Source organism: Burkholderia sp. PAMC 26561 (assembly GCF_001557535.2).
Taxonomy (GTDB): Bacteria; Pseudomonadota; Gammaproteobacteria; order Burkholderiales; family Burkholderiaceae; genus Caballeronia.
In genome coordinates this window covers 387,827-400,939 of record NZ_CP014309.1, presented here as the reverse complement: position 1 = coordinate 400,939, position 13,113 = coordinate 387,827, and the positions used below count along the sequence as shown (strand labels likewise).

The window sequence follows — 13,113 nt, the reverse complement described above, 5'->3', positions numbered from 1 at the left end:
GCAATAATCTATTGGTATGTCTCGGCGATGTTGTGAAGCCCCGTACTTTGGCAACTTAAGTGCGCCGATCCGCTGGGATTGACTAGCTCGACGGAGATTGTTTTGCACCCCAGTATCCGTGCGCGTGCGCGGGGGTGCGCCCCGCCCTGTGCCGTCTCTACAACAGGACGTTGGAAACATCAGACACGGCCAGCGCTCATGGCCTGTCATCGGGGTCGCTTGGTGCTTTTCATTCTTGTTAGCTTGGCGATGAACACTGCCGGGGTCGGTAAATCCACACAGCAGTCTTTTTGCCAAATTCCCGCTAATTGTGGTTTGCCACGCTCAGATACGCTCATCGCGACAGTATCATCAAGCTCTCCCCTCACGATGGCGAAAAGTTTATAGGAAGCGTCAAGGATGTCTCGAGCCTCGCGGATGTTATCGTCTCTAGTGTCGAGGTCCGACCCACTTCGGCTGCCTCGCCCACGCGCGACGCGCCTTTGTTGATGCCTTCAAGGGCATGAAGAAACCAGGCGGGCGGGCCGCACATGCACTCGAATACTTCAAGGCGCTCTACCAGGTCGAAACACCCGCAAAGGGAGATCTGCCCGAAAGCGAGACGCGCGTCGATTACACGGCGGGCTCAAAACTGAAGCGCAACACCAAAGCGTATAAGGTGTTGTAATGCACAAAGCGAATCAGTATGAGCAGTTGCAAGCCGAGGAACGTCTAGAGATCGCGAGCCTGCGTCAACGGGGCTCGAGTATCCGGGCCATGGCCCGGATACTCGGACGCTCGGCCTCTACCGTCAGCCGTGAACTGAGGCGCAATAGCTCTGTGCTCGGTTATGTCCCAGCGGCGGCGCACGCGCTCAGTTCGGCCCGACGAACCGACACGGTCACCGCGCCCAAACTTGGGCCTCACAGCGCCTGCTGGAGGGTCGTCCTCACGCTGCTCGAGTGGCGTTGGTCACCTCAGCAAATCTCTGGAATTCTCAAGCGTATGTTTCCGACCGATCCTACTTTGCAGATCTCGCACGAAACGATTTACACGACCATCTACGCTCACCCAGGCGGAGAATTACGGCGCCAACTCATTGCTTGTTTGCGTCGTGCTCATCGCGCCCGTATGTCGCGCACGCGGGGTAATGATCGCCGCTGGCAAATTCCCAATATGGTCAGCATTCACGTGCACCCACCTGAAATCGAGGATCGCGTGATGCCCGGGCACTGGGAGGGCGACTTCATCAAAGGCGAAGGCAATCGCTCCTCAGTTGGCGTGTTGGTGGAGAGAACAAGCCGTCTGGTACTGCTGGCCAAGATGCACGATGCCACAGCCGAATCTGCACTGGCCGGCTTCTCGGCCAAGCTCAACTCGATTCCCGAACACTTGCGTCAAAGCTTCACTTACGACCAAGGGCGTGAACTCTCACGACATCAAGAACTTGCCGCTCAAACTGGCGTGAACGTCTATTTTTGCAATCCACATAGCCCGTGGCAGCGCGGAACTTGTGAAAATACCAATGGCCTGTTGCGCGAGTATTTACCCAAAGGCACCGATCTTTCCGTGCATAGTCAGGCAGACCTCGACATCATTGCCGACAGCTTGAACAAGCGACCTCGTGCCACCCATGCGTTTCATTCTCCCTTCGAGGTATTCGCCGCGACGCTACAAGCAGCGGATCTAGCAACGTCATCTAAACATTAACCTAGCTGTTGCACTTCGACTTGAGACCGCCCACCTTCCGGCTGCGCCAGCAACACAGCGTGCCGTCGGTTCATGCAACCGGCCTAATTCCAAAACGTGCAACTTGTCGGCTACAGCGCTACCAACCATTCGCCTAGCACTTGCGAGAACACCGATTTCCACCTCAGTCGTGGTCTAAACTTTGTCACACACTCAAATTCAGATAGCCGCGCCGGCTAAGCGGCGGTCACAGCGTTCAGAAACTCTTCGATCGTGAGCACTTCGTGGCCGAAAGTCGGATACGAAACGTCGAGAGCAGCTCGATGCGCCAGTTCGGTGAAGTCGGCTACCGCATCCTTCAGAAAGGTGACGTGGAAGCCGGTTTCAAGAGCATGGCGACCGGTTCCTTCGACGCAGGTTTGCGATGTCAACCCCGCGATGACGACCTTCTCGATACCATGGTTACGCAACTGCTTTTCCAGATCCGTACCAACGAACGAATCAAACATACGATGCTGACTAATGATTATTTCACCATTCTGTGGGCGTAGGGGTTCAAAGAAGTTAGCTCCACGGCTACCCTTCCAGAAAACCTTGTTTTCCAGGCCAAACTGAAAACGCGGATGCACATGGTGAACGTCGTCAAAGCTATGCTCGTCAACACCGTGTGGCGAGAAAAAGATCTTTAGACCAGCGGCACGCGCTCCTTCCAGGAGTCGCTTGAGATGCTCTATCAAATTAGTCTGATCGAGCATAGGACCGATCATGCCGTGGAGCTTTCCATCTTCAGCCAGAAAGTCGTTCAATACATCTACCAATACCAGGGCCGTTGTTTCGGTTGAATAACTTGGGATGTTCATGACAGGTCCTTTAGCCGAGGATGGTTTTCCCCGGCAGACAGCAATGCATTTTTTGGGCTCGAGATGGCGGGACTTCCAGCATCAGAATTGCTGATCCAAATATCGAGCGTGTTAGCTGAAGCGCGTGTGGGCCTGAGTGCGCATCAGCTCTTCCACGGTCCGAGTACATATTGCGACGAACTGCCCCCACACCATCTAAGAAACCGCACTGATGTCGGCACGTCTGCGGTCACGCGTGCGCCGTCCTACGAAGCTCACGCTACCGCTTCGCAACAGCGGCCAAATTGCCGAAGATGCAAAAACAGTGCGTCGCGGCCCACGGACACTTAGCAGGTAAACTACGCGTTGTGTGGTCCGGCCCATTGCTAATGCCTCTGGCATATACGTGTATATACTTGTATAGTATAGCGCAAACTCGGCGAGCTGAGGAAACCCAGATTGATGCGGGTGCTCGGACTGCCAGCCAAGCATTGGAAATTTGCCTCTTTTGAATTCTCAGTGGGTGGTTTGGCGGGTCAAGGGCGGGCGTGAGCCCGGCGCAGCGACCCCTTGAGGCGCGGTCACCCAGTAAGATGAGTTATGGGTGAGTGCGGCAGAATGCGGGAATCAGCCATGTAAAGCCAATCTGCTATGACGAATCAATTGTTCGAATCCGCCTTCGGTATCACGGCTCCTTGGTATGTCCGAAGTGTTGACTTCGATGCTGCTCAGCGGCAGCCCAACATCGCCGTTGACTTCGTTGCAGGCAGCCGATTTGGCTATGCCGGAGTTGCCGGCGAGCATCCCGTGCACGACACGCAAATCAAGCGCCTGCGGCATCTCAATTTCTTCCAGCACGAGTGCTTCCTCGAAGTGCGGGAGCCCAGGGTGCGCCTGCCCGATGGTTCAGTGCGTTTGGTTGAGCCAGTGTACGCGAGATAGCCCGCCGCATCGAACGCAGTCCTTCAGCCGTTTCACGAGAGCTCATCCGCAATGCGGCGACACGTGGTGGGTATCTCGAGTATCGTGCTTCGGTCGCGCAGTGGAAGGCCGAACGGTTTGCCAAACGACCAAAGCCGCGAAGCTGGCGAGTAATGCACGGCTGCGCCAATACGTACGGGAGCGGTTGGAGGGCAAGGTACATTACGTGGAGGGTCGTGAGATTGCGGGGCCAGGCAGGCAGGGTTCAAGCGGCGCAATAAACCACATCGCGGTGACCGAACGTGGGTCCACGGCTGGTCACCTGAGCAAATCCCAATCGACTGAAGGCCGATTTCCCGGACGATGAATCTATGCACATCTCTCACGAAGCCATTTATCAAGCCCTCTTATTCAAGGGCGCGGCGCACTCGAACGCGAGCTGCTGGGTGTCTTCGCACCGGGCGTGCGTTGCGCGTTCCTCGAGCGAGAGCGCGCGCTAAGGCGTGGGCGCACGTCAGCGAGGGGGTGATGATTTCCAGCCGGCCTGCAGAGGTGCAAGATCGTGCTGTGCCGGGTCATTGGGAAGGCGATCTAATTATCGGCTTAAACCGATCAGCCATCGGGACTTTGGTCGAAAGATCAAGCCGCTTTACGATGCTCGTGCACTTACCTCGCGAGAAAGGTTATGGGCACTTCCACGTACGAAGAATGGGCCTGCGCTTGCCGGCTATGGATCTGTCACGATGGCTAACACGCTCAAGAAGACCGTGGCTGACTTGCCTGGTCAGTTGTGGCGATCATTGACTTGGGATCGTGGCAAGGATCTGTCCGATCATGCCCGCTTCACGATAGAGTCCGGCGTGAAAGTGTTCTTCGCTGACCCGCTCAGCCCATGGCAGCGTGGTACCAACGAAAACACCAATGGCCTTCTGCGATAATACTTTCCAAAGGGCACGGACCTGTCTCGATGAGGTGTTCAAGAGCTCCAAGCAGTTGCTAACACGTTGAACGCCAGGCCCCGGAAAACGCTCGGCTGGAAGACGCCTGCGGAAACCCTAGACGCATACCTAAAATCCGTTCAATATTCTAGTTGTTGCGACGACCGGTTGAATCCGCCCTGACTGCCGCAGTCCGTGTGTTGTATCAGACCGGCCGGTGGTCGGTGCGACGCGACAGCACGAAACAGTGCCTGCATTACCGGCTGTTTTGTCATGCGCTCGCTCATCGAGTAGCCGACTACCTCTCCGCTAAACAGATCTTTGAGGCCGGCCAGATACAGCCATCCCTCATCGGTCGCTATATATGTGATGTCGCCACGCCAGGCCTGATTCGGCCCGCTCACCTTGAAGTCCTGATTCAGCAGGTTCGCTGTAGCCGTTCCGGGCCAAAAGTTTCTCGCCTACGCTCGTGAGCTGCACGCACCTGCGCTTCGAGCCGAGGCTCTTGCCGAGCGTGCAACGACAGCGGCCGTTTGCGCCAGGCGTAGTAGCCACTGGTGGAAACGCCCATAAACCGGCACATCGGCGGCACTGGATACTGCTGTTGCATCTGTTCAATCACGCCGTACTTCACCGCGACTCCCTCGTAAAGTACGTCGCGAATTTTTGCAATAAATCGCGCTCCGTCCTCACTTCGGCCAATTCCCGCTTGACCGGACTCAGCTCCGCCTCGATCTCCGTCAGGGGCTTCTGGTACTGTCCAACCTTCTCCAGCTTGCCGCCTTCGCAGCACGTACCCAGTTCACCAACGTCTTCATCGATATTGACAGTCGACGCGCGGCTTCAGACACGCCGACGCCGTCAGTCATTGCCAGCTTCACTGCTTCTTCACGAAATTCCTTCGTGTACACAGCCTTCGGGATTCGGTTCATCGACGCCTCCATTCCACAATTCTACGGGATGTTGGCGTCCATCTTTTTCAGCCGACCTCAACCTGGCCAACTTAGAAGAGTCGAGACAGAATCAAGAGGGTTATGGTGACAGTTATTGCGCCCCCGATACGGGTTGCAATCTGGGCAAAAGGCATCAGACTCATACGGTCGCATGCAGACAGAATCGCCACGTCGCCTGTACCACCTTGTCCGCTGTGACACGCATTTACGATAGCAGCTTCAATTGGATAGATGTTTACCCAACGCGCGACAACGAAGCCTGTCGCCATTAGCGAAAACACCGTAATGACGATTGTCGCGACGTTGGCCATGCTTATCGCGCCGACGAGGTCGTTCCAGGGCGTCAAAGCCGTCCCGATGGCGAACAGCAACGGGTACGTAACCGCAACCGAGAAGAACTGGTAGACAATGCGCGCCCCACTTTGAAGCTGCGGCGACACGGCATGAGATAGTTTGATAAGAACCGCGACGAAAAGCATGGACACCGGCGCCGGGAGACCGAAGAAACGGTGACACAAGAGCCCAACGAGGTAAAGCGAAATTGCCGTAATCGCACCAGCGGCGACCGTCGCAACATCAGGTATAACAGGGGTTTCTTCAGGCGCGCTGGCGGGCAGGTCGTCCGGCACTCGCTGTAAAACGCCTTTACCCGTGAGATGAGGCAACTTTTCTCCGATAAAGCTAAGTGCCCCCGCAAACAGGATGGCCGTCAGGCTGCCAATCATGACGGTCGGAAGCACTTGGGCAAAAAGCGGCCCTTGGGGCAAATGCATAATTTCGGAATAGCCCACTGATAGTGGAATTGCGCCTTCCCCGACACCCCCGGCCATGATTGGAATAACGACGAAGAGCAACGTGTGCTCAAAGCCAAGTCCGAGCAACCAACCCGTTGTCGTACCGACGATCCCCGCCACCACTGTCCCAGCTGCAAGCGGGATAAAAATCTTTGTGAACCCACGAACAAGCACGGTACGGTCCATGCTAAATATGCTGCCTACTATGATGGACGCGATGAACAAATACAAAAAATTGCTGACCTTAGTGAAGCTGACAACGACGTCAAGAACGCGCGCGGGCAGGAAATGATGATAGGCCAAATATGATGGCAGGAAGGTTGCCAAAATAGCCGCGCCCCCTATCTTCCGGATTACGGGCAAGCGCTTGCCGATTTCCGCACAGGTGAAGCCGGCCACCACGAGGATGGCCAGCGCCATGGAAATCTCGCCCGGCACTTTCCCGGTCAGGGCGAAGCCCGCAATGAGACCAACCAGCAACACATAAACCGGCAACGGGATAATGCCGACACGTATTTCTAGAATGGTCCACCATCCATTGGGCCAGAATGGAACCCGTTCCTTCAGCACAGGCATCTCAGAGCTCGACGACAGTTGTTTGGCGTCAGCCTCGGGCGCAATCTCAGCATTCGTGGGCACGGCGTGTCCTTTACATCGTTATCGGTTTGGTGAGAAGGCTGGGCTGGATGACAACCCGCCTAGATTCATTCGTCCTTGACGAAGTACATCAGCGAGCCAGTGAGAAGGGTCGAGATAAGCAGCATCGCGGCCATGCCAAGGATGCCCGCCGAGAAAGAGCCGGTCAGGTCCTTCAACCATCCCATCATGAACGGTCCCGCGAAGCCACCGAACGTGCCGACGGAATTGATGAACGCGAAACCGCCCGCAGCTGCCGCGCCTGTGAGGAAGCGGGTAGGAATGCTCCAGAACACTGCGCGCGCTGTCGTCACGCCAATCACGGCCACCGTGATCCCGACAAGCGCGGGCCAGAATGTATGGAGCAACGCTGCACAGATCATCCCTGCTGCCCCGAGCACGCATGTCAGCAAGAGGTTTAGAATCTTTTTCCCGCTTCGGTCGACGCGTCTTGCCCATGTCAACATCGCCAGTGTTGCGAAGATGTAGGGAACTGACGAGACGAGACTGATTGCGGATACGGTGAGTCCGTGTGACTTCAGAATGGTCGGCAACCAGATGCCGATGCCATACGAGCCCATCACGAAACCGAACTGAATGGCGGTAAGAATCAGCACACGTGGGTCTTTCAATGCAGCGCCAAAATGCTTGTGCTCTTTCTCACGACGCTCGGAAGCCAGCATACCGATGAGCGCGTAGCGCTCGTCATTTGACAGCCAGGTTGCCTGGGTCGGGTTATCGCGGAGCATCAACAAGACCACGACGCCGATGACAGTCGCGGGCAATCCCTGCATAATGAACATCCACTGCCAACCCGCGAGACCGAGCGTACCGTTCATGTTCAAGAGCAGGCCGGACAACGGACCGCTGATGACAGACGAAATAGGAACGCCCACCATGAACCATGCAAGCATGCGGGTGCGATATTTCGCTGGGAACCAGCAGGCGAGATAGAAAGTGACGCCGGGAAAGAAGCCGGCTTCAGCGACACCCAATACGAACCGGGCGAAATAGAAACTCTTCGGACCTACCGCCAAGGCAGTCGCTGCGGCTGCAAGCCCCCAAGTAATCATAATGCGCGCCAGCCACCGTCTGGCGCCGAAGCGATAGAGCATAAGGTTGCTCGGCACTTCGAGCACACAATAGCCTGCGAACAGAATACCGGCGCCCCAGCCAAATTCAGTCGCGGAAAGGCCCAGGTCTGCATTCATCGTCAGCGCGGCGAAGCCCACGCTGGTCCGATCGATGTAATTAAAAATGAAGGCGAGCGTCAGGACAGGAAGCAACCGCCAGGCGGTCTTCGATACCGCACGCTGCTGAAGCATTTCCTCGTTCGCTGACGGCGTCGGAATCGTGTCTGCCTGCGATGCTGAAATCATGAGTTGTCTCTTGCCCAATACATATTGGATACTGAAACGCATCCCCGCGAGGATGCGACTACACATCAAAACTTATGGCGAATGCCGACCCGAACCGCGACCTGTTTGCTGGTTGCGGACGGGGTCATGCCGGTTATAGTTGCGACCGCCGGCTGGTTCAGAGAATCAGTGCCGCTCGCGTGTTCGTAGACCGCGACGGTGTACACATCAGTTCGCTTCGAGAGGAAGTAGTCCGCGCCGATGCTGGTTAGCTCGTATTTTTGCCCGCTCTGACCATTCGCCCCACTACCTTTGGTGTAGTCGAACGCGGCCCCGAGCAGGAACGCCGGACTCACCTGCCACTTGGCGTTCACCTCGGCATTGTGGAAAACGGCTTTTCCGCTATAGCCCAGCGGATTGGGACCGGAGGGTGAGCCCAAGTCTTGGAAACGGGTATTGGAGTAGCCCAGCCCTAAGGTTGCCGGGCCGAACGTGTAGGCAGCTGCGACGGCCGCAATCTGAAGCGTTTTTGCTGAAGCAAAGCCTGCATAAACCGGATTGCTTTCTGCCGATGTAGCAGACCCAAGACCCCCGAGGTTGTTCGTGGTCGCAGGACCGCCATTCGGATTCGACCCATAGAACGAAGTGTTCGGGTTATGTGCGTTAAGGTAGCCTGCGCCGACCGTGAATGGGCCCGATGCGTAACCCCCGCCCACCGACCAGATTCGATTCGTCCCGAAGGAACCTGCTACGCCCCCCAGGCTATAAAGACCTGCGAACGTAAGGCTGGACATCGTGGGCGACGTGTACTTTATTGAATTGTTGATCCGGCGCGTATTGGAAGCGTTGTCGAGGTCACTTGGATGCTCAGCCATATAACCGCCCCACTGTGGAGCTGCCAGAAGCGGTGCATAGAAGTCGACCACCTCGTCATATTGGCGCCCCAGCGTGACCCTGCCATAGTTGCTGGTCAAACCCACCCACGCCTGACGTCCGAACTCAGCACCGCCCTGCCCAAACGTGCCATTGTTCATGTTGAAGCCATTCTCAAGAACAAAAATGGTCTTGAATCCGCCGCCCAGGTCCTCCGAACCTTTGAGCCCCCAGCGACTACCTTGCAGGCCGCCCGTCCCACCGTCCATGACCGACCACTGGCTGCCCCCGTTCAAGCCGGTTTTTGTTCGCGCGGTCTGCGCATTGCTCAGATAGTTCACGCCCACGTCGACAATACCGTACAGGGTGACACTGCTCTGCGCCTGCGCGGTCAGGCACGGAAGAATAAAAATTCCGGGAATTATGTTCTTCAGCATATTTAAGTCTCCTAATATATTTTATGTTTATCAGGACAAGGGCGACGGACGCCGCCCTCTGCATCAGACAGTCTCTACGACTTCCGTTGCAGGCTTTTTAAGCAGACTCGACAAGACGTAGGGCAAGATGCCTCCGTTGCTGAAATAGGTCGCCTCAATCTGCGTATCAATTCGTGCGAGCAACGTCGCGTTCCGTTGCGAACCATCGGCGCGCCTGATAACCAGGGTGACCTCCTGAAGCGGTCGCACGCCGCTTTCGAGACCGATGATGTCGAAAGTCTCGGTGCCGTCCAGTCCGAGCGATTGTGCGCTGTCGTCACCAATGAACTGCAGCGGGAGCACTCCCAGCCCAGCGAGGTTGCTGCGGTGGATACGTTCAAAACTCCGTGCGATTACGGCCTTGACACCCAGCAAACGAGTGCCCTTGGCGGCCCAGTCGCGGCTGGAGCCAGTTCCGTATTCTTCACCCGCGACGACGATGGAGGGCGTGCCTGCTTCGAGATATCGCCGAGACGCATCGAAAATCGTCGTGCGTTGCCCGCTAGGTTGGTGCACGGTGAACGGGCCTTCGTCGGCAGCGCCATCCTCCTTAGCCGGCAGCATCAAGTTTTTCAAGCGCACATTTGCGAATGTGCCGCGCACCATGACCTCAAAGTGTCCGCGTCGGGCGCCGTATGTGTTGAAGTCCTTCTGCGCGACGCCGCGCGCCGTCAACCATTCGCCTGCTGGCGACTTTTTGGAGATTGAACCAGCCGGGCTGATATGGTCCGTGGTGATGGAATTACCTAAAATGGCGAGCGCCCGTGCGCCAGCAATCGGCTTCGGGCTCGAGTCGGCATCGCTGAAGAAGTCAGGCTCAGCGGCGTAGGTCGACTCGGGCCAGCTATACACTGCTCCGTCACCGCTCGCGATGTTGTTCCAGAGGTCGTGACCAGCGGTGAAGTCCGAATACAACTCCTTGTAGTGTTTGGGGTTCGCTGCATAAACGCTGAGCGCCTTGATTTCCTCGTTCGTCGGCCAGATATCGGCGAGCATGACAGGCTTGCCATCACCGTCGATGCCCAGTGCCTCAGATGTAACGTCGATACGCGTCGTTCCAGCCAACGCGAATGCGACGACAAGCGGCGGGCTCGCAAGGAAATTGGCGCGAAGATTCCCGTGAATGCGAGCTTCGAAATTCCGGTTGCCCGACAGCACTGCGCTACAGACCAGGTCCTTCGACACGACCACCTCTTCAAGCGCCGGGTCGAGTGGTCCAATGTTCCCAACACATGCGCCGCATCCGTAAGCGGCGATGCCAAACCCCAGTTGCTCCAGCGGTTGCGTAAGGCCAGCGTCCTGAAGGTATGCAGTCACGACCCGCGAACCGGGAGTGAAGAGCGTCTTCACCCAAGGCTTTGCCTTCAGACCGCGCTCAAGGGCCTTCTTCGCGACCAGGCCTGCTGCGACCAGCAACTCTGGGTTAGATGTGTTCGTGCAGGACGTGATCGCGGCGACCAGCACGTCGCCATGCCCAACCTCATATCGCTCAACAGGCCCAGGCGCTCCCGCCGGCTTGGCGGATACCGGATAACGCTCATTTAACTGGGCTGCAGTCTTGCCGTAGCCACCAATCTTGCTGTCTTGAACCATGACTTCATCGAATCGTTGGCCCAACGCCGACAGGTCGACACGGTCCTGTGGACGCTTTGGCCCGGAGACACTTGGCTTGATAGCGCCCAGGCTGATTTTGACGACGGCCGAGTAGTTGACCTCTCCGGCCTTCGGTGCGCCGAAAAGACCTTGTGCGTCGAAGTATTCTCGAATCAGCGTGATCTGCTCGTCGCTGCGGCCAGTTTGACGGTAGTACGTCAATGTGTTTTCATCGACGGGAAAGAAGCCACTCGTTGCGCCGTATTCCGGCGCCATGTTCGCAATCGTTGCGCGGTCCGTTGCACTCAGGGAGGCAGCTCCTTCGCCAAAGAACTCGACGAGTTTGCCCACCACCTTCGCAGCGCGCAGCGTCTCGGTGACCTGCAAGACCGCATCGGTCGCCGTAACGCCAGCCGAAAGCGAGCCACTCAGTTCTACGCCGACCACGTCCGGCATGAGCATGTAGACCGGTTGGCCAAGCATCCCAGCTTCGGCTTCGATACCGCCCACGCCCCAGCCCAGCACGCCAATGCCATTTATCATGGTGGTGTGCGAGTCAGTGCCGACCAGCGTATCAGGGAAGACTACGCCATCCTTTTCAATGACGCCTTGAGCGAGATATTCGAGATTGATTTGGTGGCAAATCCCAATTCCCGGCGGCACGACCTTGAACGTGTCAAACGCCTGCATTCCCCACTTCATCAGTTCGTAGCGCTCGCGGTTGCGTGCGAACTCGACTTCCATGTTCTGGCGTATTGCGTTCGGAACATTTGAGAACTCGGTTTGCACCGAATGGTCGACGACCAGATGGACGGGAACGAGCGGTTCCACCGCCTTTGGGTCCGCGTTACGCTTCTTCGCCTGACTTCTCATTGCCGCGAGGTCAGTCAAGAGGGGAATACCGGTAAAGTCCTGCAACAGCACTCGGCCAACAACGAAAGGAATTTCGTTCACGCGCTGCGCGTCCGGCTTCCAGCTAGCGAGGTCCGTTATATGCGACTCGAGAACCTTTGTCCCGTCGCAGTTGCGCAGCACGGACTCAAGCAGAATCCGGATGACGACCGGCAGGCGGCCGACATTGTCGAAGCCCGACTCAGCCAACGCCGCGAGCGAAAAATACCTGTGCCGTTTTCCGTCGGGGGTGTTAAGGAAACGAATGGTCTTGAATGTGTCGGCGGGCTGGTCGGCCATGATGTTCTCTATAGTGTAAGGGGTAGCGATCTATATGGTCAGAACTTGAAGAGGCTTCGCGGCGTATCAGAAAGCACCACCTCACGTTCCCTCGAATCGGCAATCCAGTCGTTGATTGCCACGCGCTGGGTTCTATAGTCCTGCGTTGATTCATGCTGCGTGAAAGGCCAGTCGCTCGCCCAGAGCAGACGTTCTGGCCCAAACGCTTCAAGTAGCCGCGGCGCGGCATCTCGTGCGATGTCGAAGCTTGTCCGATAGGCGCCCGAGAGCTTCACCCAAACCTGGCGGGTGTCGGCGACCTGAAGCAAATGGTCGAACCCTGGGTCATCGATGCCTTTCTGTCGGTCCGGCATGCCGAAATGGTCGACGACGACCTTCGCTCCCGCGTTGATTAGCGGCGTTAGCGACTGATGCAAACGGGCCGCCCGGTCATTGATTTCGATATGCCAGTCATGTTTCATGCACTCTGCGACGGCCTCTGCCCACGCTCCTGACCTGAAATCCGGTGCTGGGAAGTCACCGGTTAGATTCACGCGGACTCCTACAACGCCAGCGGAAGCGAACGCATCAAACTTGCGAATGTCGGTGCTCGGGTCAATTGAGACCACGCCGCGCAGGCGTTCGGGATGCGACCGCAGGCAATCCAGCAGGTAGTTGTTATTGTTGCCCAAAACGCTGACGGCGATTAGCACGCCGAGCGCAACTCCGTTGGCGTCGAGTTGAGCCAGATAAGAATCGAGCCGGGCATCGTAGTTTGGCGTGAAGCGGCGCGACGGGACAAACATCAGTCCCCTATGGAACACGTGAGCGTGGGTGTCAACAATGGATTTGGTCAATGACATGTTTAGTCTGTGAGTCGCCCAGCATTTCAGA

At 56.9% G+C, this 13,113-nt stretch carries 7 protein-coding genes and 4 pseudogenes; 4 read left to right on the top strand and 7 right to left on the bottom strand.

The annotated features are described in order from the left end of the window. Positions 1-439 precede the first annotated feature (439 nt). Positions 440-619 (top strand): annotated as a pseudogene (locus AXG89_RS28635) (IS66 family transposase); the annotation flags it as partial. Positions 620-666: 47 nt separating this feature from the next. Further along, positions 667-1,689 carry an IS30 family transposase gene (locus AXG89_RS28630; protein ID WP_062173530.1) on the top strand — a complete coding sequence of 341 codons (1,023 nt, stop codon included), beginning with the start codon at positions 667-669 and terminating at the stop codon, positions 1,687-1,689. A 215-nt stretch (positions 1,690-1,904) separates the two neighbouring features. Here AXG89_RS28630 and AXG89_RS28625 read toward each other — a convergent pair whose 3' ends face one another. Then, positions 1,905-2,528: an isochorismatase family cysteine hydrolase gene (locus AXG89_RS28625; RefSeq protein ID WP_062173532.1), complete on the bottom strand. Its 624-nt coding sequence runs from the start codon at positions 2,526-2,528 to the stop codon at positions 1,905-1,907. Between the two features lie 630 nt (positions 2,529-3,158). Here AXG89_RS28625 and AXG89_RS43585 point away from each other — a divergent pair. Next, positions 3,159-3,443, top strand: a pseudogene (locus tag AXG89_RS43585) (ISL3 family transposase); the annotation flags it as partial. Further along, positions 3,437-4,538, top strand: a pseudogene (locus AXG89_RS28615) (IS30 family transposase); the annotation flags it as partial. The pseudogenes AXG89_RS43585 and AXG89_RS28615, both read left to right, overlap by 7 nt. 7 nt (positions 4,539-4,545) lie before the next feature. On the opposite strand, the pseudogene AXG89_RS28610 reads toward AXG89_RS28615, so the two are convergent. From AXG89_RS28610 to AXG89_RS28585, 6 genes and pseudogenes are all read right to left on the bottom strand, one after another. Continuing rightward, positions 4,546-5,298, bottom strand: a pseudogene (locus AXG89_RS28610) (transposase); the annotation flags it as partial. Positions 5,299-5,369: 71 nt separating this feature from the next. Further along, on the bottom strand, positions 5,370-6,689 hold the full coding sequence (locus tag AXG89_RS28605; RefSeq protein ID WP_062174097.1) for a 2-hydroxycarboxylate transporter family protein: 1,320 nt from the start codon (positions 6,687-6,689) through the stop codon (positions 5,370-5,372). 128 nt (positions 6,690-6,817) lie between these two features. After that, complete coding sequence (locus tag AXG89_RS28600) at positions 6,818-8,128, bottom strand: MFS transporter (protein ID WP_062174099.1); 1,311 nt, start codon at positions 8,126-8,128, stop codon at positions 6,818-6,820. A 65-nt stretch (positions 8,129-8,193) separates the two neighbouring features. Then, on the bottom strand, positions 8,194-9,417 hold the full coding sequence (locus AXG89_RS28595; RefSeq protein ID WP_062174178.1) for a porin: 1,224 nt from the start codon (positions 9,415-9,417) through the stop codon (positions 8,194-8,196). Positions 9,418-9,480: 63 nt separating this feature from the next. Beyond that, on the bottom strand, positions 9,481-12,240 hold the full coding sequence (acnA, locus tag AXG89_RS28590; RefSeq protein WP_062174177.1) for an aconitate hydratase AcnA: 2,760 nt from the start codon (positions 12,238-12,240) through the stop codon (positions 9,481-9,483). Positions 12,241-12,278: 38 nt separating this feature from the next. Then, positions 12,279-13,082: an amidohydrolase family protein gene (locus AXG89_RS28585; RefSeq protein ID WP_062173536.1), complete on the bottom strand. Its 804-nt coding sequence runs from the start codon at positions 13,080-13,082 to the stop codon at positions 12,279-12,281. Between the last annotated feature and the right edge of the window lie 31 nt (positions 13,083-13,113).

Coding starts and splice junctions, on each gene's coding strand:
- AXG89_RS28600 (WP_062174099.1), bottom strand. CDS start 8,128: ATGATTTCAGCATCGCAGGCAGACACGATTCCGACGCCGTCAGCGAAC.
- AXG89_RS28595 (WP_062174178.1), bottom strand. CDS start 9,417: ATGCTGAAGAACATAATTCCCGGAATTTTTATTCTTCCGTGCCTGACC.
- AXG89_RS28630 (WP_062173530.1), top strand. CDS start 667: ATGCACAAAGCGAATCAGTATGAGCAGTTGCAAGCCGAGGAACGTCTA.
- acnA (WP_062174177.1), bottom strand. CDS start 12,240: ATGGCCGACCAGCCCGCCGACACATTCAAGACCATTCGTTTCCTTAAC.
- AXG89_RS28605 (WP_062174097.1), bottom strand. CDS start 6,689: ATGCCTGTGCTGAAGGAACGGGTTCCATTCTGGCCCAATGGATGGTGG.
- AXG89_RS28625 (WP_062173532.1), bottom strand. CDS start 2,528: ATGAACATCCCAAGTTATTCAACCGAAACAACGGCCCTGGTATTGGTA.
- AXG89_RS28585 (WP_062173536.1), bottom strand. CDS start 13,082: ATGTCATTGACCAAATCCATTGTTGACACCCACGCTCACGTGTTCCAT.